This is a genomic window from Rhodoferax sp. LS1P39, assembly GCF_056521425.1.
The window spans coordinates 117,191-140,702 of sequence record NZ_JBWMAV010000015.1 but is presented as its reverse complement, the minus strand read 5'-3'; the positions used below and the strand labels follow the sequence as shown (position 1 = coordinate 140,702).

The 23,512-nt window shown below is 65.4% G+C and carries 22 protein-coding genes; 9 read left to right on the top strand and 13 right to left on the bottom strand.

Translation table 11 applies throughout. From position 1 onward, the window contains the following. Positions 1 to 6: 6 nt before the first annotated feature. The 8 genes from AC097O_RS20375 to ppsA all read right to left on the bottom strand — a co-directional run bounded on the left by AC097O_RS20375 (position 7) and on the right by ppsA (position 8,909). Positions 7 to 945 carry a threonine/serine dehydratase gene (locus AC097O_RS20375; RefSeq protein WP_479594677.1) on the bottom strand — a complete coding sequence of 313 codons (939 nt, stop codon included), beginning with the start codon at positions 943 to 945 and terminating at the stop codon, positions 7 to 9. 2 nt (positions 946 to 947) lie between these two features. Then, entirely contained in the window at positions 948 to 2,366 is a 1,419-nt protein-coding gene (gene dnaB, locus AC097O_RS20370) for a replicative DNA helicase (protein WP_479594676.1), read from the bottom strand. Positions 2,367 to 2,529: 163 nt separating this feature from the next. Then, the gene (gene rplI, locus AC097O_RS20365; RefSeq protein WP_295953946.1) at positions 2,530 to 2,982 is read right to left on the bottom strand and encodes a 50S ribosomal protein L9; all 453 of its coding nucleotides are present in this window, start codon (positions 2,980 to 2,982) and stop codon (positions 2,530 to 2,532) included. A 12-nt stretch (positions 2,983 to 2,994) separates the two neighbouring features. Further along, complete coding sequence (gene rpsR / locus AC097O_RS20360) at positions 2,995 to 3,279, bottom strand: 30S ribosomal protein S18 (RefSeq protein WP_092761761.1); 285 nt, start codon at positions 3,277 to 3,279, stop codon at positions 2,995 to 2,997. Positions 3,280 to 3,293: 14 nt separating this feature from the next. Continuing rightward, positions 3,294 to 3,581 carry a primosomal replication protein N gene (gene priB / locus AC097O_RS20355; RefSeq protein ID WP_479594675.1) on the bottom strand — a complete coding sequence of 96 codons (288 nt, stop codon included), beginning with the start codon at positions 3,579 to 3,581 and terminating at the stop codon, positions 3,294 to 3,296. Between the two features lie 85 nt (positions 3,582 to 3,666). Further along, positions 3,667 to 4,035 carry a 30S ribosomal protein S6 gene (rpsF, locus tag AC097O_RS20350; RefSeq protein WP_295953935.1) on the bottom strand — a complete coding sequence of 123 codons (369 nt, stop codon included), beginning with the start codon at positions 4,033 to 4,035 and terminating at the stop codon, positions 3,667 to 3,669. Positions 4,036 to 4,102: 67 nt separating this feature from the next. Then, positions 4,103 to 6,409, bottom strand: a complete 2,307-nt coding sequence (locus AC097O_RS20345; RefSeq protein WP_479594674.1) for a VC_2705 family sodium/solute symporter — start codon at positions 6,407 to 6,409, stop codon at positions 4,103 to 4,105. 109 nt (positions 6,410 to 6,518) lie between these two features. Beyond that, positions 6,519 to 8,909, bottom strand: a complete 2,391-nt coding sequence (gene ppsA / locus AC097O_RS20340; RefSeq protein WP_479594673.1) for a phosphoenolpyruvate synthase — start codon at positions 8,907 to 8,909, stop codon at positions 6,519 to 6,521. 375 nt (positions 8,910 to 9,284) lie between these two features. On the opposite strand from ppsA, the gene AC097O_RS20335 reads away from it, so the two are divergent. The 8 genes from AC097O_RS20335 (at position 9,285) to AC097O_RS20300 (ending at position 17,722) form a co-directional block, all read left to right on the top strand. Further along, positions 9,285 to 9,872 (top strand): HupE/UreJ family protein, encoded by a 588-nt coding sequence (locus AC097O_RS20335; RefSeq protein ID WP_479594672.1) that lies wholly within the window; start codon positions 9,285 to 9,287, stop codon positions 9,870 to 9,872. Beyond that, entirely contained in the window at positions 9,869 to 10,474 is a 606-nt protein-coding gene (locus tag AC097O_RS20330) for a HupE/UreJ family protein (RefSeq protein WP_479594671.1), read from the top strand. The genes AC097O_RS20335 and AC097O_RS20330 overlap by 4 nt, the downstream gene beginning before the upstream one ends. Before the next feature lie 188 nt (positions 10,475 to 10,662). Then, positions 10,663 to 11,475, top strand: coding sequence for a chromate resistance protein ChrB domain-containing protein (locus tag AC097O_RS20325; RefSeq protein ID WP_479594670.1), 813 nt, complete (start codon positions 10,663 to 10,665; stop codon positions 11,473 to 11,475). Continuing rightward, a complete protein-coding gene (gene chrA / locus AC097O_RS20320; protein WP_479594669.1) occupies positions 11,472 to 12,818 on the top strand; it encodes a chromate efflux transporter in 1,347 nt (448 codons plus the stop codon). Before AC097O_RS20325 ends, chrA begins: the two co-directional genes overlap by 4 nt. 50 nt (positions 12,819 to 12,868) lie before the next feature. Next, positions 12,869 to 13,237 (top strand): XRE family transcriptional regulator, encoded by a 369-nt coding sequence (locus tag AC097O_RS20315; protein ID WP_479594668.1) that lies wholly within the window; start codon positions 12,869 to 12,871, stop codon positions 13,235 to 13,237. Next, on the top strand, positions 13,230 to 14,537 hold the full coding sequence (locus tag AC097O_RS20310; protein ID WP_479594667.1) for a type II toxin-antitoxin system HipA family toxin: 1,308 nt from the start codon (positions 13,230 to 13,232) through the stop codon (positions 14,535 to 14,537). Before AC097O_RS20315 ends, AC097O_RS20310 begins: the two co-directional genes overlap by 8 nt. 241 nt (positions 14,538 to 14,778) lie before the next feature. Further along, positions 14,779 to 15,207 carry a universal stress protein gene (locus tag AC097O_RS20305; protein ID WP_479594666.1) on the top strand — a complete coding sequence of 143 codons (429 nt, stop codon included), beginning with the start codon at positions 14,779 to 14,781 and terminating at the stop codon, positions 15,205 to 15,207. Positions 15,208 to 15,220: 13 nt separating this feature from the next. Further along, on the top strand, positions 15,221 to 17,722 hold the full coding sequence (locus tag AC097O_RS20300) for a cation-translocating P-type ATPase (protein WP_479594665.1): 2,502 nt from the start codon (positions 15,221 to 15,223) through the stop codon (positions 17,720 to 17,722). 140 nt (positions 17,723 to 17,862) lie between these two features. On the opposite strand, the gene AC097O_RS20295 is transcribed toward AC097O_RS20300, so the two are convergent. The 3 genes from AC097O_RS20295 to AC097O_RS20285 are packed head-to-tail and all read right to left on the bottom strand — an operon-like array spanning position 17,863 to position 20,423. Further along, a complete protein-coding gene (locus AC097O_RS20295; protein WP_479594664.1) occupies positions 17,863 to 18,324 on the bottom strand; it encodes a nuclear transport factor 2 family protein in 462 nt (153 codons plus the stop codon). Between the two features lie 50 nt (positions 18,325 to 18,374). Then, positions 18,375 to 18,959: an NAD(P)H-binding protein gene (locus AC097O_RS20290; RefSeq protein ID WP_479594663.1), complete on the bottom strand. Its 585-nt coding sequence runs from the start codon at positions 18,957 to 18,959 to the stop codon at positions 18,375 to 18,377. A gap of 21 nt (positions 18,960 to 18,980) precedes the next feature. Then, a complete protein-coding gene (locus AC097O_RS20285) occupies positions 18,981 to 20,423 on the bottom strand; it encodes an MFS transporter (RefSeq protein ID WP_479594662.1) in 1,443 nt (480 codons plus the stop codon). 76 nt (positions 20,424 to 20,499) lie between these two features. On the opposite strand from AC097O_RS20285, the gene AC097O_RS20280 reads away from it, so the two are divergent. Next, complete coding sequence (locus AC097O_RS20280) at positions 20,500 to 21,402, top strand: LysR family transcriptional regulator (RefSeq protein ID WP_479594661.1); 903 nt, start codon at positions 20,500 to 20,502, stop codon at positions 21,400 to 21,402. 62 nt (positions 21,403 to 21,464) lie between these two features. Here the strand turns inward: AC097O_RS20280 and AC097O_RS20275 are convergent, their stop codons facing one another. Both AC097O_RS20275 and AC097O_RS20270 read right to left on the bottom strand, forming a co-directional pair. Next, on the bottom strand, positions 21,465 to 22,304 hold the full coding sequence (locus AC097O_RS20275; protein WP_479594660.1) for a citryl-CoA lyase: 840 nt from the start codon (positions 22,302 to 22,304) through the stop codon (positions 21,465 to 21,467). After that, complete coding sequence (locus AC097O_RS20270) at positions 22,301 to 23,503, bottom strand: CaiB/BaiF CoA transferase family protein (protein ID WP_479594659.1); 1,203 nt, start codon at positions 23,501 to 23,503, stop codon at positions 22,301 to 22,303. Before AC097O_RS20270 ends, AC097O_RS20275 begins: the two co-directional genes overlap by 4 nt. Positions 23,504 to 23,512: the final 9 nt, after the last annotated feature.

Here is a 23,512-nt window from a genome sequence, read left to right as displayed (position 1 = left end):
CTAAATTCAGGCCAAAGTGGAAGGATCGACGTTGCCGCCGCACAAAATCAACGCGACTTTCTCATCGGCACGGGGCCGGTACGCGCCGGTTTGCAGAGCCGCCAGTCCCAGGGCCGCGCCGGGCTCCACCGCCAGCCGCAGCTCTTTCCACAGCCATCGCTGGGCCGCCAGAATCGCTTCGTCGCTCAGCAGCAGAGCATCTTTTACGTGGCGCTGGGTGACTTCCCAGCCGAGTTGGCCGATGCGTTTGGCCCCTAGCGAGTCGGCGGCGATGCCGCCCACGGCCACATCTACCGGTTCCCCGGCCTGGCGGGCGCTGTACAGGGTGGGTGCGCGTTCGGGCTCCAGCGCAACCACGCGGCAACGCGCCTCAAACCAGGCGGCGATGCCACCGATCAAACCGCCGCCGCCCACGCTGACCAGCACGCTGTCGGGCACGCCGCCCTGGGCTTCGAGCTCGGCGGCCAGGGTGCCTGCGCCCGCCAGCACTTCGGGCTGGTCGTAGGCATGGGTCAGCAGCGCGCCGGTGGCCTGCTGGCGGGCCATGCAGGCCTCGAAGGCTTGCGCGTAGGCTGCGCCGGTAACCACCACCTCGGCCCCCAGATCGCGCAGGCGGGCGCGTTTGGCTTCGGGCGAGCTGGTGGGCACAAACACCTCGCAGCGCACGCCAAGGGCCTGGGCCGCGGCGGCAGTGGCGATGCCCGCGTTGCCGCCGGAAGCGATCACCACGCCCGCGGCGGGGATGGGGTTGGCCAGCAGGCGGTTAAGCATGCCGCGCGCCTTGAAGCTGCCGCCGACCTGCAGGTGCTCCAGCTTGAGCCAGACTTCGGCGCAGTCCACGCCGAGCGCCGCACCCGAGAGTTTCCACAACGGGGTTTTACGCAAAAAGTGCCCTCCGTGCTTATCGAATAAGCGTGAGCAGCTATCAATATCAGAGCGATCCATTTTCAGTAGTCTCCGCCGCTGCCGTAGTTGCTGGCCAGGCTTTCAAACTTGGTGATGTTGCGCAGGAAGGCCAGCTTCACCGTGCCGGTGGGGCCGTTCCGCTGCTTGGCGATGATGATCTCGGCCACGCCGGGTTCTTTGCACGCGTCCTTGGTGTAGTACTCGTCGCGGTAGATGAACATGATGATGTCGGCATCCTGCTCGATGGCACCGGACTCGCGCAAATCGCTCATCATGGGGCGTTTGTCGGGGCGCTGCTCCACGCTGCGGTTGAGCTGCGACAGCGCAATCACCGGGCATTGCAGCTCGCGGGCCAGCATCTTCAAGCCCCGAGAGATTTCGCCCAACTCGGTGGCGCGGTTGTCGCCGCTGCCGCCGCTGCCGGAGCCGCTCATCAGCTGCAGGTAGTCGACCACGATCAGACCCAGCTTGCCGCACTGGCGCGCCAGGCGGCGGGCATTGGCGCGTAGCTCGCTGGGGGTGAGGCCGGGGCTTTCGTCGATGTGCAGCGACACGGTGCGCAGCTTTTCCACCGCCTCGGCCAGGCGCGGCCATTCGTCGTCGGTGAGGTTACCGGTGCGCAGATGGCCCTGGTCGATGCGGCCAATCGAGCCGACGATACGGATGGCCAGCTGCGAGGCACCCATTTCCATGGAGAACACGGCCACCGGCAGGCCTTCCTTGAGGGCCACGTGCTCAGCGATGTTGATGGCGAAGGCGGTCTTGCCCATGGACGGGCGGGCGGCCAGCACGATCATGTCGCCGGGCTGCAGGCCCGAGGTCATGCGGTCCAGGTCGTAGAAGCCGGTGGGCACCCCGGTCACGTCGTTCTGGTTGTCGGCCATCTCCTGGACGCGGTCCAGCAGATCGACCACCAGGGTTTCCATGGCCTGGAAGCCCTGTTTGTTGCGCGCGCCCTCTTCGCCGATGTTGAAGATCTTCTGCTCGGCCTCGTCGAGGATCTTGTCCACCGGGCGGCCCTGGGTATTAAAGGCGTTGGTGGCGATCTCGTCGCTGGCCGTGACCAGCTTGCGCAGAATGCCGCGCTCGCGCACGATTTCGGCGTAGCGGCGGATGTTGCTGGCGCTGGGCACGTACTGGGCCAGCGAATTCAGGTAGGCCAGGCCGCCCACTTCTTCCGACTTGCCAATGCTTTGCAGCCGCTCGAACACGGTGATCACGTCGGCCGGTTTGCTGGCGTTGACCAGCTCGCGCACGGCGGCAAAGATCAGCCGGTGCTCGTAGCGGTAGAAATCATCGTCCTTGAGCAGGTCGCCCACGCGGTCCCAGGCGTTGTTATCCAGCAGCAGACCGCCCAGCACGCTGGATTCGGCCTCGATGGAGTGCGGCGGGATGCGCAGCTGCGCAATTTGGCGGTCCTGGCCATAGGAATCGTCCAGAGCGGGGAAAACGGCAGACATGGAGGTGGCTTCCTAAGTTGGACCGGATGCGCGGGCTCCAGTCGGGGCACAAGTCTGGGGGTAAACCGGGGATAAGCTTGGGACAACCCGGTATAACCCGGCTTCCCAACGGAAAAGGCCGCCAAGGTTTGCACCCTGGCGGCCCCTTACGGATGGACGCTAATTAAGCGGTTTCGCCGTACACAGCTACGGTGATCTCAACAACCACGTCGGTGTGCAAAGCCACGGAAACGGTGTTGTCGCCGGTGGTCTTGATCATGCCGTTAGGCAGGCGGATCTGGGCTTTGGTGACTTTGTAGCCTTGCTTGCTCAGTTCTTCTGCGATGTCGGCGTTGGTCACGGAGCCAAACAGGCGACCGTCCACACCGGCTTTTTGCGTCAGCTTGATGGTCGAGCCAGCGAGCTTTTCGCCCATGACTTGCGACGCGCCCAGCTTGGCAGCAGCGGCTTTTTCGAGTTCGACGCGCTTGGCTTCGAATTCTTGCTTGGCCTTTTCGGTAGCACGGCGTGCACGACCGGTGGGGATCAAGAAGTTACGGGCGTAGCCGTCTTTGACCTTGACGATGTCGCCGAGGTTGCCAAGGTTCAAAACCTTGTCGAGCAGGATGATTTGCATGTTCGTACTTCCTTAGATGCGGTGCTGGTCGCTGTACGGCAGCATGGCGAGGAAACGCGCACGCTTGATAGCGGTGTTGAGCTGGCGCTGGAAAATCGCGCGCGTGCCGGTCAGGCGTGCGGGGATGATCTTGCCGTTTTCAGCGATGAAATCGCGCAGCGTGTCGATGTCTTTGTAGTCGATCTGTTCCACACCGGTCACGGTGAAGCGGCAAAAGCGCTTGCGCTTGAACAGCAGGGACTGGGTGTTGCGCTTGGGGCGCTTGTCTTTGTTATTGAAACGTTTTGGTCCGGCCATGATGGACTCCTGATTTAATCTGTTTGAAAATCTTGAATATGAAGTACGGGGTTCTTGCCCAGTCGGGGGGAGGCTAAAAAACCGGTGAATTGCCAGACGCTGCCCAAGGGCTGCTGCTGGATTCGCTCGGCGATTGCGCCAAAGGCGATGGCCTTTACGGCTGCTTTGATGTGCCTGATGTGGCCTGCTTGTTCCAGACTGGACTCGTGTTCGAGCACCATATCCAGGGCGGGCAGTCCGGCGGGCGTGTAGCGCAGGTTTTTAACTTCTGCAAGACAGGCCGTCAAAACAACGTGGTTCACTCCGTGTGGGAACTCCGTTCAGCAAGCCACCAGAGCATGAATAACTTTCATGCTGCCCGGTAGCTCCGCTACTGGAGCATTCCAGTTAGTGGGCTGCGTACTCGGCTTGCTGGGTCTTGCGCGCTTCTTCGCGTTCGACGGTCTTCATCATCGACGAAGGGCCGGTTTCAGCCTTCTTCATCACCACGGTCAGGTGGCGCAGCACGGCATCGTTGAACTTGAACGCGTGTTCCAGTTCAGCCATGATGGCTTGGTCGGCTTCGATGTTGACGCACAGGTAGTGGGCCTTGGCCAGCTTGTTGATCAGGTACACCAGTTGACGGCGGCCCCAGTCTTCCACGCGGTGGATCTTGCCGCCACCGGCAACGATCATGCCTTTGTAGCGCTCCAGCATGGCTGGAACCTGTTCGCTCTGATCCGGGTGGATCATCAAAATGATTTCGTAATGACGCATATTTCTCCTTAAGGATGTGAAGCCACCCACTGCGTCTGTAGTGGTGTAGCAAGGGCAAAGCCAATGATTATAGCCCGGGTTCTGGCACCAGTACAGGCTGGGGCCGCAAAAGGCTCACCAGCCACACCACCAGCGCGCCCGCAGGCAGGCCAAACACCCCGGCGGATATGGGCTGAATGCCCCACCAAAGGCCCGATCCGCTCCAGCCCAGCCAGGCACGCACTGCGGGCACATTGGCCAGCATGTACCACAACGTCACGCCCAGCCCGGTGAGCATGCCCGCCACCGCGGCGCGGCGCGTGGTGCGCTGCCAGAACAGGCCCGCCACCATGGCCGGGAAAAAAGCCGCCGCCGCCAGCGAGAACGAGGCCGACACCAGCGCCAGAATGTTGGCGGGCTTTTGCGCCGCCACATAGGCCGCCGCCAGGGCCAGCAGCAGCAGTGCAAACTTGGACAGTAGCACCCGCACCATCGGGTCAGACAGCGAGGCCTTATCCCGCACGCCCCGAAAGTACACGTCGTGGGCCAGCGCGTTGCCCATGGTCAGCAGCAGGCCGTCGGCGGTGGACAAGGCCGCCGCCAGTCCGCCCGCCGCCACCAGCCCCGACACCACATAGGGCAAGCCACCCAGCTCGGGCGTGGCCAGCATCACCAGATCGGCCCCCAGCCGCAGCTCGGCAAACTGCAGGATGTGGTCGCCATTCACATCGGTCACCTGCAGCAGCGACGGATCGACCTGCGCCCACTGCGCGATCCAGGTGGGCAGTTTGTCAAAGCTTTGCCCGACCAGCTCGCTCATCACCTCGAACTGGACCAGCACCGCCAGCGCGGGCGCGGCCAGGTACAGCAGTGCAATAAAAAACAGCGACCAGGCCACCGAACTGCGGGCCTCGGCCACCGAGGGCGTGGTGTAGTAGCGCGTCAGCAGATGCGGCAGCGCGGCGGTGCCCGCCATCAGGCAAAAAATAAGCGCCAAAAAGTTCAGCCGCGAGGTGTCATAGCTTTCGCGCTCGGCGGGCGTGCCGTCCGGGTTGCCGCTGAACACCTGGGTGTGCAGCGACATGCCCGCCAGCGGCTGGGCGCGCTCCAGGTTGTCTTGCCGCGCGCGGCTCCAGAGTTCGCGCGCCGTGGCCTCGTCCTTGGGCAAGGCCGCCAGATCGCGCCCGGCCTTGCGCACCAGGGAAGGGTCGGCCCGGTCGGCCTTGAGCTGGCGCAGCCGGGCATGCGCAGCGGCGCGCTCCAGCACCAGGGTGCGGGGCACGTCTTCCAGCATGTGAGCAAAATGGGCTGCGCGCTGGGCGTAGATGGCCTGCACTTCGCGCTCCGAAGGCGACTCGCCCAGCTGCTTCTCCAGCGCCGCGATTTTCGGCAACTGCTGGCCGTACACCAACGGGGCCAGCGGATTGCCCAATTGCTTGTACGCCAGCCACGACACCGGAATCAAAAACGCCAGAATCAAGATCACATACTGCGCCACCTGGGTCCAGGTCACCGCCCGCATGCCACCTAAAAACGAGCACACCAGCACCCCGCCCAGCCCCAGCAGAATGCCGATTTCGAACTGCACCCCGGTCAGGCGCGAGGTGATCAGCCCCACGGCGTAAATCTGCGCCACCACATAGGTAAACGAGCACAGCACCGCCGCCCCGGCGGCAATCCAGCGCGGCCAGCGCCCACCAAAACGCACGCCAAAAAAGTCGGGCACGGTGTAGAGCTGCATGCGGCGCAGGCGCGGCGCAATCAGCAGGCCCACCAGGCAAAAACCACCGGTCCAGCCCATGATGTAAGCCAGGCCGCCCGGCTGGCCGTTGGAGCCGGAAAACCCGTTCAGGTACAAGCCCCCGGCCAGGCTCACAAAGGATGCTGCGCTCATCCAGTCGGCCGCCGTGGCCATGCCGTTGTAGATGGGCGGAATGCGCCGCCCGGCCACGTAGTATTCGTTGGGGTCGGAGGTGCGGCAGTAGATGCCGATGCTGGCGTACAGCGCAAAGGTGGCAAACAAAAAGATGCCGCCGATCCAGTAGCGCGACATGCCCCGGCTTTCGGCCCAGGCCATCAGCCCCAGAAACGCCAGCAGGCAGACCACGTACAGCCCGAAGTTACGGTGCAGGCGGTGCAGCGACGGCAGCACCTGGCCGGGCTCGGCATCGGCCCCATCGTGGCGGCGCCGCCAGGCGTACACCACCACGATCAGCAGGTAGCACAGCACTACGCCCTGGGCGCAAAACCAGTAGTTCAGCGGCCAGCCCGCTACCACCCAGGTCAGGTCACGCGCGAAAAACACCACCCCAAACGACAGCAGCGCCCACAGCAACAACAAAGCCATGCGCAAGCGGGTGAAGGTGGGCGAAGTGACGAAGGGAGGGGCAAACACAGGGGGTCCACAGTGGATCAGGGTCGCAAAAAAGAAAACCCCGGGAGCCGAAGCCCCCAGGGTTTTCCATCCTAGCCCAGTTGGGCAGAGGAGCGTATCCGCAACAGCCCTAGCCCGCCAGCTGCTTCCAGGTGGCCACCACGCTGTCCGGGTTCAGCGAAATCGACTCGATGCCCTGGTCCGCCAGCCACTGGGCGAAGTCGGGGTGGTCGCTGGGGCCCTGGCCGCAGATGCCCACGTACTTGCCCTGGGCCTTGCAGGCGGCGATGGCGCGGCTCAGCATGGCTTTGACAGCGGGGTCGCGCTCGTCGAAGTCGGCGGCCAGCAGCTCCAGGCCGGAATCGCGGTCCAGGCCCAGGGTGAGCTGGGTCAGGTCGTTGGAGCCGATGGAGAAGCCGTCGAAGAACTGCAGGAACTCGTCGGCCAGGATGGCGTTGCTGGGCACTTCGCACATCATGATGATCTTCAGGCCGTCCTGGCCGCGCTGCAGGCCGTGCTGGGCCAGCAACTGGGTGACCTTTTCGGCCTGGCCCAGGGTGCGCACAAACGGCACCATCACCTGCACATTGGTCAAGCCCATGTCCAGGCGCACGCGGCGCAGGGCCGCGCATTCCATGGCAAAGGCTTCGCCAAAGTCGGCGCTGATGTAGCGCGCCGCGCCGCGGAAGCCCAGCATGGGGTTTTCTTCTTCGGGCTCGTAGCGGCTGCCGCCGATCAGCTTGCGGTACTCGTTGGACTTGAAGTCCGACAGGCGCACGATGACGGGCTTGGGCCAGAAGGCGGCGGCAATGGTGGCCACGCCTTCGGTAACCTTGTCCACATAGAACGCACGCGGCGACGCATGGCCACGGGCCACCGACTCGACGGCTTTTTTCAGGTCGTTGTCGATGTTCGGGTAGTCCAGGATGGCCTTGGGGTGCACGCCGATGTTGTTGTTGATGATGAACTCCAGCCGGGCCAGGCCCACGCCCTGGTTGGGCAACTGGCAGAAGTCAAACGCCAGCTGGGGGTTGCCCACGTTCATCATGATCTTGGTCTTGATCTCGGGCATGGTGCCGCGCGAGACCTCGGTCACCTCGGTTTCCAGCAGGCCGTCGTAGATAAAGCCGGTGTCGCCTTCCGAACAGCTCACCGTCACCAGGGTGCCGGTCTTGAGCTTTTCGGTCGCGTCGCCGCAGCCCACCACGGCGGGAATGCCGAGTTCGCGGGCAATGATGGCGGCGTGGCAGGTGCGGCCACCGCGGTTGGTCACGATGGCGCTGGCGCGCTTCATCACCGGTTCCCAGTTGGGGTCGGTCATGTCGGTGACCAGCACGTCGCCGGGCTGCACTTCGTCCATCTGGCTGATGTTGTGCACAAAGCGCACCGGGCCGGTGCCGATCTTCTGGCCAATCGCGCGGCCTTCGGCCAGCACATTGCTTTTGCCCTTGAGCTTGTAGCGCAGCTCGGCCTTGCCCTGCTGCTGGCTCTTCACCGTCTCGGGGCGGGCCTGCAGGATGTAGAGCAGGCCGTCGGTGCCGTCCTTGCCCCATTCGATGTCCATGGGGCGGCCGTAGTGCTCTTCGATCACCAGCGCGTAGTGGGCCAGTTGCTCCACGTCGGCATCGGTCAGCGAGTAGCGGTTGCGCTGCTCGGTGGGCACGTCGGTGGTTTTGACGAGCTGGCCGGTGGCGGCTTTCTCGGCGGGGGTGGTGAACTCCATCTGCACCATCTTGCTGCCGAGGTTGCGGCGGATGACGGCGCTCTTGCCCGCCTTGAGCATGGGCTTGTGCACATAGAACTCGTCGGGGTTCACCGCGCCCTGCACCACCGTCTCGCCCAGGCCGTAGCTGCTGGTGATGAAGACCACCTGGTCAAAGCCGGACTCGGTGTCGATGGTGAACATCACGCCTGCCGCACCCAGGTCGGAACGCACCATGCGTTGCACACCTGCGCTCAGGGCCACGATGTCATGGGCAAAGCCCTTGTGCACGCGGTAGCTGATGGCGCGGTCGTTGTACAGGCTGGCAAACACCTCTTTCATCTTGTGCAGCACGGCATCGATGCCCACCACGTTCAAGAAGGTTTCCTGCTGGCCCGCAAAGGATGCGTCGGGCAAATCTTCGGCGGTGGCCGACGAGCGCACGGCAAACGATGCCTCGGGGTTGCCAGCGCTTAAAGTAGCAAACGATTCGGTAATGGCGGCCTGCAGATCGGCCGGGAAAGGCTGGGCTTCGACCATGCCGCGGATTTCGGCACCGGCCACGGCCAGGGCGCGCACGTCTTCGGTGTCCAGCCGGGCCAGCCGGGCGCTGATCTTGTCGGCCAGGCCGTCGTGCGCCAGGAAGGCGCGGAACGCGTGGGCCGTGGTGGCAAAGCCGGTGGGCACGCGCACGCCGGTGGGCAGCTGTGAAATCATCTCGCCGAGGCTGGCGTTTTTGCCACCCACCGACTCGACGTCGTCCATTCTTAAGAGTTCAAAGGGTACGACCAGGGCGGTCGGGCTGAAGAGTGCAGACATAGGAAAGCTCCGAAGGTTAAAACCGGGTCTGCGCGCCGTAGCCCTAAGCTGGGGACGACGCTGTGCATGCCTGCCGTGCGACGGTGTTGGTGTTGTTCTGGGAAGCAACGGGGCATGGTTGGAAAACTTGTGGGGGTCGAATGGAGACTCGAATGGCGCGATTGTAGAGAACTCGGCGCATTACACGCCACGGGTTACCACCGCGTTACGTAAATGCCACAGAATCCAAGCGGAAAAGGCAGCTACCGCCCAAGCAGAGGGCATGTATAGCTACTATATTTATAGCAAATGATTTTTTGTACCATCGCGGGCATCCCCATTGAATCCAGCCGGCCCCTGCCTGCGTATAGCTATCCACCATCCACCGGAGCCCAAATGTCCAAATTACCCAAAACCCTGCTGCTCGCCCTGGCGTTGGCAGCCCCCTGCCTAGCCCAGGCACATTCAGAAACTGGTGCGGTGGGCGGTTTCCTCAGCGGCCTGGCCCACCCGGTGAATGGCCTGGACCACATTGCGGCCATGGTGGCGGTGGGCATCTGGGGGGCGTTTTTAGGGGCACCGGCCATGTGGCTGCTGCCGGTGATTTTTCCGCTGGTAATGGCCCTGGGCGGGGCGCTGGGTGTGCTGGGGGTGCCGCTGCCGGGGGTGGAGACTGGCATTGCCGTGTCGGGCATCGTGCTGGGCGGCATGGTGCTCACAGCCGCCCGGCCACCGCTGTGGGTGGCTAGCGTGCTGGTGGCGGTGTTTGCCGTCTTCCACGGCTACGCCCACGGCACCGAGCTGCCGCAGGCGGCCAATGCCATTACCTACGCGGTGGGCTTCGTCCTGGCCACCGGACTGTTGCACCTGGCAGGTATCGCGGTGGGCCTGCTGGTGCGCTGGCACTGGGGCCGGGTGGCGGTGCGGGCCACCGGCGGGGTGATTGCGGCCACCGGTTTCGCGTTCTTATTCGGTATCTTGTGAACCGGGCCACCGCCGGGGCGTTGTTGGGGCTGGGCCTGCCTGGCCTGGCGCATGCGCACAGCGCGGTGGCGGGCATGAACAGTTTTTACGCCGGGCTGCTGCACCCACTGCTGACCCTGCCGCACGTGCTGGTCTTGCTGGGTCTGGGGCTCTGGCTGGGCCAACACCCGCCGCTGCGGCTGAAAGCCCCCATGCTGGCCTATGCCACCGGCTGCGCCGCCGCCCTGCTGCTGACCACGCGCATCGCCATCCCCCCGTCCAGCCAAACCGCCGTGGTGGCCATGGCGCTGGGCTGCGGCCTGCTGGTGGCCGCATCGGCCCGGCTGCCAGTGGGGCTGCGCGCAGCGGTGGCCGGGGTGGCGGCTATCGCCGTGGCGCTGGATTCCGGCGTGGATGCAGCCCCCAACACCCTCGCCATAGCGCTCACCCTGCTGGGCACCTGGATCAGCACCACCGTGCTGGTAGCCAATATCGCCTACTACACCTCCCTGTGCCCGCAGCGCCAATGGCTGCAAATCGCCCTGCGTATCGCCGGGTCGTGGGTTGCGGCGGTCAGCGTGCTGGTGCTGGCGTTTGCATTCAAGGGTATGCCGCTGGGGTGACCGGTATGGTTTTGATAGCTGCTTGTGCTGACTGGATAAGCGCAGGAGGCCGTTTTTATACATAAGCTTACCCGGCCACACTGCGTGATATTATTTGGCCCCTCGGGAACACAGCCTCCCGAATCCTTGCCTGGATAGACGGTGTCCCGTCCAAGCGCTGGCAACCCATCCCTTGTGGAGCGTTAGCTATGGACACCGCTGCTTTTTCACTTTCCCCCGCGCAATTTGCCGCCCGCCTGGGCCGCGCCGATACCCCCTGGGTGCTGGACGTGCGCCGCCCGCCTGCATTCACTGAGAGCCCCCGCCTGCTGCCTACCGCCCGGTATTGCGCGCCCGAGGACGTGGCCGCGTTTGCCGCCCGCCACAGCCCGCGCGAGGTGCTGGTGGTCTGCGTGCATGGCCACGAGGTCAGCCAGACGGCGGCGGCCACCCTGCGCGCCGCGGGCTGGAACGCGCACTACCTGCAAGGCGGCATGGCAGCGGCCCCGGCCACCATCGCCAAGCGCCCCGAGCTGGGCGTGGACGGCACCAAGGCCTCCTGCTGGATCACCCGCGAACGCCCCAAGATCGACCGCATCGCCTGCCCCTGGCTGGTGCTGCGCTTCATCGACGCGCAAGCCCGGTTTCTCTATGTGCCCACGCCCCAGGTGCTGGCGGAGGCCGCGCGCCTGCAGGCCGTGGCCTACGACATCCCCGGCGCACCCATCAGCCACGAAGGCCCGCTGTGCAGCTTCGACACCCTGCTGCGCGCCTTCGACCTGCGCCTGCCCGCACTCGACCTGCTGGCCACCATCGTGCGCGGGGCCGACACCGACCAGCTGGACCTGGCCGCCCCATCCGCCGGGCTGCTGGCCGTGTCGCTGGGCATGTCGCGCCTGCACGCCAGCGACGACCACGCCATGCTGGCGGCGATGCTGCCCCTCTACGACGCGCTGTATGCCTGGTGCGGCGACCGCATCGCCGCCACCGACGAACGCCACAACTGGAAACCTTGCGCATGACCCCGACCCCTGTCACCTTCACCGAAGCCCTGAAATTCTGGTTCAAGCTGGGCTGCATCAGTTTTGGCGGCCCCGCCGGGCAGATTGCCATCATGCACCGCGAGCTGGTGGAGCAAAAACGCTGGATCAGCGAGAAGCGCTTTCTGCACGCCCTGAACTACTGCATGCTGCTGCCCGGCCCCGAGGCGCAGCAGTTGGCCACCTACATCGGCTGGCTGCTGCACCGCACCTGGGGCGGGGTGGCGGCGGGCGCGCTGTTTGTGCTGCCGTCGCTGTTCATCCTCATCGGCCTGAGCTGGGTCTACGTGGCCTTTGGGGCCGTGCCCTGGGTGGCCGGGTTGCTGTACGGCATCAAGCCTGCGGTGGCAGCGCTGGTGGTGCAGGCGGTGCACCGCATCGGCAGCAAAACATTGAAGAAACCGGCCTCAGCGCCCATTCTGTGGGCGATAGCAGCTACCAGTTTTGTAGCGTTGTACATTTTTGCCGTGCCCTTTCCGATCATCGTGCTGGGCGCGGCCCTGGTCGGCTGGTGGGGGTCGAAGTTCGCACCCGGCCAGTTCAGCGGCAGCGGTGGGCATGGTGCGGCCAAGGCGGGGTTTGGTCCCGCATTGATCGACGACGACACGCCCACCCCGCCCCACGCACGCTACAAAACCAGCCGCCTGCTCACCGTGCTGGCCGTGGGTGCGGCGCTGTGGCTGCTGCCGATGCTCGCCTTGGTGGCCTGGAGCGGCTGGCATTCGGCCCTGGCCCAGATGGGCTGGTTTTTCACCAAGGCCGCCCTGCTGACCTTTGGCGGCGCCTACGCCGTGCTGCCCTATGTGTACCAGGGCGCGGTGGAGCAGTTTGGCTGGCTGACAGGAACTCAGATGATCGACGGCCTGGCCCTGGGCGAGACCACGCCCGGCCCGCTGATCATGGTGGTGGCGTTTGTGGGCTTTGTGGGCGGCTGGGGCAAGGCGGTGCTGGGGCCGGACGCGCTGTTTCTGGGCGCAGCGCTGGCCGCCACGGTGGTCACCTGGTTCACCTTCCTGCCGTCGTTCATCTTCATCCTGGCCGGTGGCCCACTGGTGGAGAGCACCCACGGCAAGCTGCACTTCACCGCCCCGCTCACCGCCATCACCGCCGCCGTGGTGGGCGTGATTGCCAGCCTTGCTTTGTTTTTTATAGCGCATATCGCCTATCCAACGGGCGCTAGCGGCACTTTTCCCTACAACCCCGACTGGGCCGCCCTGCTGCTGGCGCTGGCCGCAGGCGTGGCCTTGATCCGCTTCAAGGTGGGGGTGATCAAGGTGATCGTGCTGTGCGCGCTGGCGGGGTGGGCGCTGAAAGCCCTCACCTAAATACTATTAAAGAATAGTATGAAATTGGCTATTTAACTATAATCTTTAATATGCCAAAGACCTCCGCCGCTTTTGAACGCCTGCCTCCGGCCACGGTGGGCGCACTGGAGAAGCTGGGTGCCGACCTGGCCGTCGCCCGGCTGCGGCGCAAGGAATCGCTGGCCTCCTGGGCCACCCGCATGGGGGTCACGGTGCCCACGTTGATGCGCATGGAGGCCGGTGAGCCGGGTGTAGGCATCGGCATCTACGCCACTGCCCTGTGGCTGATAGCCCGCGATGGCGCACTGGCCGAACTGGCGGCTCCGGCGCACGACAAGGGTGCGATAGAGCTGGACATCCGGCAGGCCATCGCGCTGGGCACCTCGCGGGCAAAGGCCTCGGCCCATACCCGGCAGCAGCGCAAGGAAAAGCATGGCTAGTGCCGCCGCCTCCCGGTTCGACACGCTGTGGCTGTGGTTTCTGGGCCAGCCCGCGTCGCCACAGTTGGTGGGCGAACTGCGCTTGCTGACCGTAGGCAAAGGCGTGTCGCTCACCTATGCGGCCAGCTGGATCGCGCACGGCTTTCGCCTCAGCGAAGACCTGCCCCTGGTGGACATGGAACACCTGCCAGTGGAAAAAAGCATGGCCGCAGGCGCGGTAGACGACGCACGGCCCGACCGCTGGGGCGAGCGTGTCATCCAGTTTCTGGACAAACCCCCTCGCCTGTCGCTCATGGAATACCTGTACTTCGCCGGGGACGACCGTTTCGGCGCGCTGGGCGTATCCACCTCGCCCGATACGTATCTGCCACGGCGCAACGGCCCCCTACCCCGCCTGGAAGATGCCCAGACGCTGAGCGAAGTGGTGCGCAAAATCAGTGCCCGCGAGCCGCTCACCGACACCGAGCGCCGCATGGCCACGGCGGGCGGCAGCTTTGGCGGTGCCAAGCCGAAGGCGCTGGTCCAGATCGACGGCGCAGAGTGGGTGCTGAAGTTCTTCAACAACGAACCCATCGACGTGCCGCTGGTCGAACATGCGTCGATGACGCTGGCGGCCCAGGCAGGCATACGGGTGGCGCAAACCCTGCCGATCCACCTGGTGGGCGAGACGGCGTTGGCGGTGCGCCGGTTTGACCGCGCCGACAGCAGCCGCATCCACTGCATCTCGGCGGGCACGGCCCTGCGCGCTGCGACGGCGGCGGGGCAGGCCCCCGACCTGGGCTACCCCAGCCTGGCCCAGTTGCTGCGCCGCACCGGCGACACCACCGATGGCACCCACCAGCACCAGATGCGCGAGCTGTTTAGGCGCATGGTCTTCAACATCCTCATCGACAACACCGACGACCACGAGAAAAACCATGCCCTGCTATGGCAGCCCGCCACCCGCGCAGGCCGCCTCAGCCTGGCCCCGGCTTTTGATGTACTGCCCACCAACTCGGGCCAGGGGCACCAGGAATTTACCGTGGGCAGCGACGGGCGCGACTCCACCCTGGCCAACGCCATGAGCCAGTGCGCCTTGTTTGGCCTGGACAACGCGGCGGCGGCGCAAGAGGTGCTGGACGTGATTTCGGTGGTGGACACCTGGCAGCAGCATTTCACGGCCTGCGGCGTGGCTGCCAGCGATATCGCCAGCCTGGCGGAGCGGATCGACGGGGAAGAACTGCTGCGACAGCGGCGTAGTTTTACGGCACAGGCGTACGGAAAGCCAGCACCCAAACGGCGGCGCAATCCGTTTATGTAATGGAAACAGCGGGTTCCGGGAGGGGCCACGCTGCATTTTTGATAGCTGCTTGCGCTTACTCTATAAGGACAGACAGCCAATTTGGCAAACACCCGCACCAGTGTGCTTCAGCGCACAGACCCCGCCTCTGGCATTTCGTAATGTGGGGGCTCGAAGCGCCTATGGCTTGACCTGTATCAACGCCCCCCGCCGCAGATGCGCCACACTGCGAGGCCTACACAATTCCTTACAGGAGACCCTGATGAAAATCCTTGTTGCTGTTGATGGTTCGAAGTTTGCCCTGCATGCCGTGAAGTACGCGGTCAAGCTGGTGGCGCAGTTGCAGCCGGGCAAGCACAGCGTCACCCTGCTCAGCGTGCACGACGACACCGGCCTGGGCCACGCCAAGGCCTTTGTGGGTAACGAGGTGGTGGCCGACTACCTGCGCGAGCTCAGCGAAAAAGAACTCAAACCCGCCCGCAAGCTGCTGGACGCGGCAGGCATCCAGCACGATATGGTGGAGCGCACCGGCCACGTGGCCCCAGAAATTCTGGAATGCGCCAAGAAAGGCAAGTTCGACCTGATCGTACTGGGCTCCAAAGGGCGCGGTGCCATCGCCGACCTGCTGATCGGCTCGGTCGCGCAGCGCGTGCTGGCCGCCGCCGAACAGCCGGTGTTGCTGGTGAAGTAAGCCACGTCCCGGCATGGACGACCCTGGTGGCCTAAGCCCCGCCGAAGCGCAGCAGCGCCTGGCGCGAGACGGTCCCAACGCCCTGCCCGCATCCCGGCCGCGCAGCGTGCTGCGGCTAGTGGGCGACGTGGTGGCCGAGCCCATGTTTTTGCTGCTGGTGGCCTGCGGTGCGCTCTACCTGGTGCTGGGCAACCGGCAAGAGGCGCTGATGCTGCTGGGCTTTGTGTTTGTGGTGATGGGCATCACCTTTGTGCAGCAGCGCCGCACCGAGCGCTCGCTGGAAGCCCTGCGCGACCTCTCCAGCCCGCTGGCCCTGGTGCTGCGCGGCGGCCAGACCCTCAAGATCGCCGCCCGCGAACTGGTGTGTGGCGACACCGTGCTGCTGGCCGAGGGCGACCGCGTGCCCGCCGACCTGGAGCTCACCCACACCGCCAACCTGGCGCTGGACGAATCCCTGCTCACCGGCGAATCGGTACCGGTGCAAAAACAGGTGGGTGGTACAGAAGCCGTGCAGGCCTTCTCCGGCACCCTGGTCACCCAAGGCAGCGGGCAGGGCCGGGTAGTGGCCACGGGCGAGCGCAGCGCGCTGGGCCGCATCGGCCAGTCGCTGCAAGGTATTGCGGCGGAGGTCACACCGATCCAGGGGGAAACCAAGCGCGTCGTCAAAACCGTGGCCCTGGTGGGGCTGGCCCTGGCCACCGCGCTGGCCGTGGCCTACGGGCTGCTGCGCGGCGACTGGCTGGGCGGGCTGCTGGCCGGGCTGACGCTGGCCATGGCCATCCTGCCCGAAGAGTTGCCGGTCATCCTGACGCTGTTTCTCGGCCTGGGCGCCTGGCGTTTATCGCGCCAAAAAGTACTGGCCCGCAGTATCCCCGCCGTGGAGCTGCTGGGTGCCACCACCGTGCTGTGCGTCGACAAAACCGGCACCTTGACGGCCAACCACATGGCGGTACGGCGGCTATGGTCGGGCGATGCGCTGTACGACAGCCTGAAAGATGGAGCCAACCCGTTGGCCGAGGTGCTGCACGGCGTGCTCGAATACGCCGTGCTGGCCAGCCACCGGCGCACCTTCGACCCGATGGAGACCGCCATCGTCGGCGCGGGCGCACAGCTGCTGGCCCGCACCGAGCACCTGCACGCCGACTGGGCCCTGGTGGAAGACTACCCCCTGTCGCCCGCCATGCTGGCCATGTCGCGCGTCTGGCAGTCGCCCGACCAGCAGGCCTACCTGATTGCCGCCAAGGGCGCGCCCGAAGCCATCGTCGATCTGTGCCACCTGCCTCCCGACCAACGCGCCCCCATCGCCCAGCAAGTAGCCGCCATGGCCGCCGACGGCCTGCGCGTGCTGGGCGTGGCCAGTGCCCGGTTTGCCGCCCCGCCGCTGCCGGGCAACCAGCACGATTTCGACTTCGTCTTTCTCGGCCTGGTGGGGCTGCAAGACCCGGTGCGCCCCGACGTGCCCGAAGCCATTGCCGCCTGCCAAGCCGCCGGTATCCGCGTGGTGATGATGACCGGCGACCACCCCGCCACCGCCCTGGCCATCGCCCGCCAGGCCGGTCTGGCCACCGATGCCCCGCCCCTGACCGGGCTGGAGCTGGCCGCGCTGGGCGATGCCGCCCTGCAGGAGCGACTGGCCACCACCCAGGTGTTTTGCCGCGTGCAGCCCGAACACAAGCTGCGCCTGGTGCAGGCCTTTCGCGCACGCGGCGACGTGGTGGCCATGACCGGCGACGGCGTGAACGACGCGCCCGCCCTCAAGGCCGCCCACATCGGCGTGGCCATGGGCGCACGCGGCACCGAAGTGGCCCGCCAGGCCGCCGACCTGGTGCTGCTGAACGACGACTTTGCCTCCATCGTCACCGCAGTGCGCTATGGCCGCCGCGTGTTTGCCAACCTGCGCAAGGCCATCGTGTTTGTGGTGGGCGTGCACGTGCCCATCGTCGGCTTGTCGCTGGTGCCGGTGCTGCTGGGCTGGCCCATGCTGCTGATGCCGGTGCACATCCTGTTTTTGCAGCTCATCATCGACCCGGCCTGCTCGGTGGTGTTTGAAGCCGAGCCGCTGGAAGCCGACGCCATGGCCGTGCCACCCCGCCCCGCCAACGCCCACCTGTTCGACCGCAGCGTGGTGGCCCGTGGCCTGTGGCAAGGCAGCGGCCTGCTGGCACTGCTGCTGGGCGTGTACGCCGGGGCGCGGGCCCTCAGCACCTCCGACGACATGGCCCGCGCCCTGGTGTTCACCGTGCTGGTGCTGGCCAACCTGGGCCTGATCTACGCCAACCGCAGCTGGACCCACCCGTCCTGGCGCCAAGGCGCCGCCCGCAACCGCTATTTCGCCTGGATCACCGCCGCCACCGTGCTGCTGCTGGCTTGCGTGCTGGGCATCCCGGCGGTGGGCAGGCTGTTTGCATTTGAGCAGCCGACGGTGGGGATGCTGCTGGCCTGCGGCGGGCTGGCGGTGGTGGGGCTGCTGTGGTTTGAGGGGGTGAAGTGGGCGATGGGGAGGAAGGGGACGTGAGTGGGTAGCCAGAAAGTCAATTTTGATAGCTGCTTGCGCTTATGAGATAAGCGCTAGACCCTGATTTCACGTAAATTTTTCCCAAGCACCGGCCGTCTCCAACACCGCCTCCTGCAGCTTGATGGTGAAGCCGTGGCGGCCTATGCCTGCATGGTTTGCTGGTCGCGCCACATGAACTGGGCCGTCCGCTTGGCGATCAACCATTGGCCGTCTTGGCGGACATATTCGTCGCTGTACGACACGCCGTTGGTGCCTCGGGTCTTCTTGCCGTCCACGGTGTGGATGAGCACCACCAGGCAGTAGTGCACTGCAGTGGCGCGGTCTCCATCCACCTGCGCAGTGTGTTGGCCATTGAGGTGGTACCCCCGGTCAAAGTTGGCCAGGAAGCTGGTGAAGGTTTCCAGAATTTGCGCGCGCCCTTTTAGCGACGCAAAAAGCTGGCCTTCGAAGTAGGTGTCGACCACGGCATCTTCGGTAAACAAAAGCGACTGCGCGGCCAGCTCGTTTTGATCGGCAAGGTTGGAGAAGGTGTCGACAAGTGCTTTCAGGGCGGCCATGTCTTCGAGTTTTTGGATGCGCTGTTCTAAGGTGGTGGTTTGCATGGTGTTTAGGGGTGTGGTGGGAGAGGTTGCATGGAAGATTTGAAATGGATTCATGCCTGGCTGACCCCCAGGCTTTGGCGCACTTCCCAGGTGGGTGACAGCGCCAGCTTGGCGACCAGGGCAGACAGGCTGTTGAGCGACACCTCGTGGCCCACAAAGGGTTCGCCTTTACGGGTGAGTTGGTAATCGGTGGCCGGGTCGTGGGTGAACCAGCCGGGGCGCAACACGGTGTAGTCCAGGCCCGAGGCTTCGACCACGGCCGCCGCGTCGCGGTAGGGGTCGAGCACGCTGCGGTAGCGCTCGCCGGGCACTTCGCCGTAGATGCCCATGGAGCTGATGAAGACCAGCCGCTTCAACCCCGTGGCCCGCATGGCCGCCACGATGGCGCTGGCCTGTTGCGCCATGGCACCGCCCAAGCTGGCGAAGATGGCACTGTGGCCGGGCATGGCCGCCGCCAGCGTGGCCGGGTCGGTGGCATCGCCTTCGACGATGCTGACCCGTGCCGGATCGGGGTTGGGCAGCCGATGGGCACGGCGCAGGTACAGCGTGAGGTGCGCGTCGGTGTGCGCCAATAGATGCTGCGTGGCATGCCGCGCCAGCTGGCCGTTGGCACCCACGATGAGAATTTTTTGCATGCTCTGGTCCTTGGTCATTTTTTAAGATGCGTGTTTTGGGGGAATGCACACCAGCACCAGCAATAGCGCTGCGGCCAACATGGCCGCGCTGGCGGTGAAGGTGTGGGCGATGCGGTGGGCCAGTTGCTCGGCAGCGTTCGATGTGGTGGTGGCCGTGAAGGCCGACACCACCACCAGCACGCTCAAGCCCAGCGAGCCGCCCAGCTGGTGGGCCACGTTGACCAGCCCGGACGCGGCACCGGTGTCTTCCTGGGCCACCCCGGCCACGGCGGCCACGGTCAGGGGGCCCAGCACGGCACCTTGGCCCATGCCGATCAGCACCATGGGCAAGGCCACGCTGGTGAGGTAGGGCGAAGTGGCTGTCACCTGCGCCAGCCAGGCCATGCCCACCATGGCGACGGCCAAGCCCACGGCCAGCAGCCGGGCGTTGCCGAATTGCCGGGTCAGGCGCGGCACCAGCATGGCGACCAAAAAGTTGGGAATGGTGGTGGGCAAAAACGCCAGCCCCGCCTGCAGTGGCCGGTAGCCCAGCACACCTTGCAGGTACTGCGTGGCAAAAAACCAGAAGCCCACCATGCCACCCAGAAACAGCATGCGCGCGGCATAGGCTCCGCTGCGTTCGCGGCTGGCAAACAGGCGCAGCGGCAAAATGGGCTGCGCGGCGCGCGACTCGTGGAACAGAAAGAACGCCAACAGCGCCAGCCCCGTGGCAAACGAGGCTTTGGTCAGCCCATCGCCCCAGCCCGATTCGGCTGAACGCACAATGCCGTAGACCAGCGCGGTCATGCCCAGTGTGGAGCTCACCGCACCGGCCAGATCCAGTCGCCCGGCGCGGCGCGGGGTTTCGACCAAGTAGCGCTGGGCACCCCAGATCAACGCGATGCCGATGGGCAGGTTGATGAAAAAGCCCACCCGCCAGGAAATCAAATCAGCCACCAGCCCGCCCAGCACCAGGCCCAGGCTCGCCCCCACGCCCGCCGCTGCCGCGTAGTAGGCCAGCGCACGGGTGCGCTCGGGCCCCTCGGCAAAGTGGGTGGACAGCAAGGCCAGCGTCGAGGGGGCCAGGATGGCCGCACCCACGCCCTGGATGGCACGCGCCGTCAACAGCGAGGCGGGGGACGGGGCCACACCAATGGCCAAAGATGCCGCGGTGAACAGCGCCAGCCCCGCCATGAACATGCGCCGCCGCCCCAGAATGTCGCCCGCCCGCGCACCCAGCAGCAGCAGGCCGCCAAAGGCCAGGGTGTAGGCGTTTTGCACCCACGACAGGCTGGCCGGTGAAAACTGCAACTCGGCCTGGATCTTGGGCAGGCCGGTGAGCACGATGGAAATGTCCACCACCAGCATCAGGTAGCTGGTGATGATGATGGCCAGCACCGCCGCCAGGTTAGGGCTGGCAGTGGTCGGGCCAGAGTGGGCTGGCGGCGGTGTTTTTGCGGTGGTTTTTCGCGTGAGAGAGGACATGGAAAGAAGTCTAAAGACGCACCCATTGCCTGACTAGACCGCATAATCCGCATGCTCTTATAAGCCCAATTAATCAATGACACGCTTTGACGACCTAGCAGCCTTTGCGGCCGTGGTACGCGCTGGCAGCTTCACCCGGGCCGCCGCGCAGATGGGCCTGTCCCAGTCGGCACTCAGCCAGACCGTGCGGGCGCTGGAGACGCGGCTGGACCTGAAGCTGCTCAACCGCACCACCCGCAGCGTGGCCCCCACCGAGGCGGGCGAGCGCCTGTACCAGGCTGTGGGGCCGCGCTTTGCCGACATTGAAAGCGAGCTGGAGCTGCTGCACGAGCTGCGCGGCAAACCGGCGGGCACCGTGCGCATCACCGCCACTGAGCACGCCGTCCAGACGCTGCTGTGGCCCAGGCTGGAGCCTTGGCTGGCGCTGTACCCCGACATCCAGCTGGAGATCAGCAGCGACAACCGCTTTACCGACATCGTGGCCGAGCGCTTCGACATCGGGGTGCGCCTGGGCAGCGACGTGGCCAAGGACATGATTGCGGTGCGCATTGCGCCCGATATGCAGACCGTGGTGGTGGGCACGCCCGGCTACTTCAGCCGCCACGCGCCGCCGCGCACGCCCCAGGACCTCGGCCAGCACGACTGCATCGGCAGACGTTTGCCAACCCACAGCGGCCTCATGGCCTGGGAGTTCAAGAAGCAGGGCAAAAGCAGCAGCAATGTCAGCGTCAGCGTCTCCGGGCGGCTGGCCTTCAACACCAGCGAGCTGATCGTGGCAGCAGCAGTGGCAGGACACGGCCTGGCCTGGGTTCCCCGGGATCTGGTCGATGCCCACCTGGCCGCAGGCCGCCTGGTATCGGTACTGGACGATTGGTCGGCCACCTTCCCCGGCTACCACCTGTACTACGCCAGCCGCCGATCTTCACCTGCGCTGGCGCTGGTGGTGGAGGCGCTAAGGTACGTGCCGTCGCCTGGCTAAATTGCATAGCACCTTGCGCCCGTCCCATAAGCGCCAAGGGCGACTTTGGCGTTAAATCGCAGCTACTGCACATCCTCACCACGAGCTGGCACTTCACGCGCGGCGGGGCCGTCGTAGGTCCACAGGTACTCACGCGGAATCGGCCCCTTGTTGCGCCCGCCTTGCCCGGTCTGCTCCCAGGCATGCGCCAGGATGCCGACCGAACGCGACAGGCAAAACAGGCCGCGGGCCAAGGGTGCCGGAAATCCGAGTTCGGCGTAAATGACGGCGGTTGCACCGTCGATGTTCATCGGAATGCGCCGCCCTCCTTTGCGCGCGGCAAGTTCTTCTTCCACCGCCCGACCAATGGTGGCGAAGCGGCCGTTCACGGTGCCCTCACGCGCTGCGGCATCGACCAACGCGAGCAGCGGCGCGGCGCGGGGGTCCACCGGGTGAAAGCGGTGCCCGAACCCGGCCACGAACTTGCCGTGCCTGGCGATGGCTTCGTCCAATCCGGCGCGCACGGCATCCTGTAGCGAAGCGCCAGCGTCCTGGTGCGCGGCAATGGCTTGGTACATGTCCACCGCTTGTTCCCCAGCACCACCGTGCACGTCGCCCAGCACGTTGACGGCCGAGGCCATCGCATTGTTCAAGCCGACACCGCAGGTGGCGGCCATGCGTGCAATCGCAATACTGGGCGCTTGCGGGCCGTGGTCTACCGCCGACATCAGCACGGCATCGAGCAAGCGACCCTGCCCTTCGCTCGGCAGCTCGCCCCGGGTCATCAGCCAGACCATTTGCGCAAAGCTCACGCGCCCGATCAGGTCTTCGATGGCATACCCGCTGTAGCGGATCATGCCGGGCCGCATTTCAATGATGGAGGTGCGCCACCAGTCGCCCACGCGGGGGTCTGCGTTGCTCATACTACTTTCTCCTCTACCAGGGTGGCAATTTCAGTTTCCGAATAGCCCAGCTCCGCCAGGATGGCGGCGGTGTGCTCGCCCAGTTGCGGTGGCGGCGTGTCTACCGTGGGAGCCTCGCCGTTGAGCTTGAAGCCGGTACGTACGAGGCGGATGTCGCGACCGACCCCTGGCACATCCTTGAACGTACCGATCATGCCGCGCTCGGCGATCTGCGGGTGGTCCAGCGCCTGCGGCACCGTGTAGACCGGGCCTGCCGGAATGCCCGCTGCGTTGAACAAATGCCACCAATCTTGGGCCGATTTGCTGGCCAAAGAAGTCTCCATCAGGGCCTTCAGCTCTGGCCGGTATTGCAACCGGGCGTGGCGGTCGGCAAAACGTGCGTCCTGCGCCCATTCCGGGTGCCCCAGCACGGCGCAGACGGCTTCGAACTGCTCTTGCTTGTTGGCGGCGATGTTCAGCAAGCCGTCCCCGGTGCGGAAGGTTCCCGAAGGGCTGGCGGTCACGTTGTCGTTGCCCAGCGGCTTGGGCTCGCGCCCGGCGATCAGATGGTTGGAGACAGCCCATCCCATGGTGGCCATGGCCGCCTCCAGCATCGACACATCGATGAAGACCCCTTCGGTGCGGTTGCGATCCGCCAGCGCTGCCGCGACGGCAAAGGCGGCGGTGATGCCGCCGATGGTGTCCGCCACCGGGTAGCCGACGCGGTAGGGCGCGTTCTCCGGTGCGCCGGTGATGCTCATCACACCCGACATCCCCTGGATGATCTGGTCATACGCAGGCAGGTCACGCAGCGGCCCATCTTGGCCAAAGCCCGAGATAGCGCAGTAGATGAGTTGGGGGTTCTCTTTGAGCAGCTCGTCGTAGCCCACGCCGAGCCGCTGCATGACACCCGGCCGGTAGTTTTCAACCAGCACGTCCGCCGTGCGGACCAGGCGGCGCAGCGCCTCTTTGCCTTTGGGGTGCTTGAGATTCAAGGTGATGGAACGCTTGCCCGGGTTTTGCGCCAGGAACGAAACGCCCATGTTGGCGCGGTTGAGGGCGTTGTCTGCGCCGAGTTGCCGCGCCAGGTCGCCACCGTTGCGGGCCTCGACCTTGATGACATCTGCGCCCATATGGGCCAGTTGGTGGCAGGCGAACGGCCCGGCCAATACATTGGTCAGGTCCAGCACGCGAATGCCGTGGAGTGGTTGGATGGCCATGGTGCGTCG

Coding starts and splice junctions, on each gene's coding strand:
- rpsF (WP_295953935.1), bottom strand. CDS start 4,035: ATGCGTCATTACGAAATCATTTTGATGATCCACCCGGATCAGAGCGAA.
- rpsR (WP_092761761.1), bottom strand. CDS start 3,279: ATGGCCGGACCAAAACGTTTCAATAACAAAGACAAGCGCCCCAAGCGC.
- chrA (WP_479594669.1), top strand. CDS start 11,472: ATGACCCCGACCCCTGTCACCTTCACCGAAGCCCTGAAATTCTGGTTC.
- AC097O_RS20300 (WP_479594665.1), top strand. CDS start 15,221: ATGGACGACCCTGGTGGCCTAAGCCCCGCCGAAGCGCAGCAGCGCCTG.
- AC097O_RS20295 (WP_479594664.1), bottom strand. CDS start 18,324: ATGCAAACCACCACCTTAGAACAGCGCATCCAAAAACTCGAAGACATG.
- AC097O_RS20275 (WP_479594660.1), bottom strand. CDS start 22,304: ATGAGCAACGCAGACCCCCGCGTGGGCGACTGGTGGCGCACCTCCATC.
- dnaB (WP_479594676.1), bottom strand. CDS start 2,366: ATGTCTGCCGTTTTCCCCGCTCTGGACGATTCCTATGGCCAGGACCGC.
- AC097O_RS20280 (WP_479594661.1), top strand. CDS start 20,500: ATGACACGCTTTGACGACCTAGCAGCCTTTGCGGCCGTGGTACGCGCT.
- AC097O_RS20285 (WP_479594662.1), bottom strand. CDS start 20,423: ATGTCCTCTCTCACGCGAAAAACCACCGCAAAAACACCGCCGCCAGCC.
- AC097O_RS20305 (WP_479594666.1), top strand. CDS start 14,779: ATGAAAATCCTTGTTGCTGTTGATGGTTCGAAGTTTGCCCTGCATGCC.
- AC097O_RS20310 (WP_479594667.1), top strand. CDS start 13,230: ATGGCTAGTGCCGCCGCCTCCCGGTTCGACACGCTGTGGCTGTGGTTT.
- AC097O_RS20375 (WP_479594677.1), bottom strand. CDS start 945: ATGGATCGCTCTGATATTGATAGCTGCTCACGCTTATTCGATAAGCAC.
- AC097O_RS20270 (WP_479594659.1), bottom strand. CDS start 23,503: ATGGCCATCCAACCACTCCACGGCATTCGCGTGCTGGACCTGACCAAT.
- AC097O_RS20325 (WP_479594670.1), top strand. CDS start 10,663: ATGGACACCGCTGCTTTTTCACTTTCCCCCGCGCAATTTGCCGCCCGC.
- AC097O_RS20315 (WP_479594668.1), top strand. CDS start 12,869: ATGCCAAAGACCTCCGCCGCTTTTGAACGCCTGCCTCCGGCCACGGTG.
- AC097O_RS20335 (WP_479594672.1), top strand. CDS start 9,285: ATGTCCAAATTACCCAAAACCCTGCTGCTCGCCCTGGCGTTGGCAGCC.
- AC097O_RS20290 (WP_479594663.1), bottom strand. CDS start 18,959: ATGCAAAAAATTCTCATCGTGGGTGCCAACGGCCAGCTGGCGCGGCAT.
- rplI (WP_295953946.1), bottom strand. CDS start 2,982: ATGCAAATCATCCTGCTCGACAAGGTTTTGAACCTTGGCAACCTCGGC.
- ppsA (WP_479594673.1), bottom strand. CDS start 8,909: ATGTCTGCACTCTTCAGCCCGACCGCCCTGGTCGTACCCTTTGAACTC.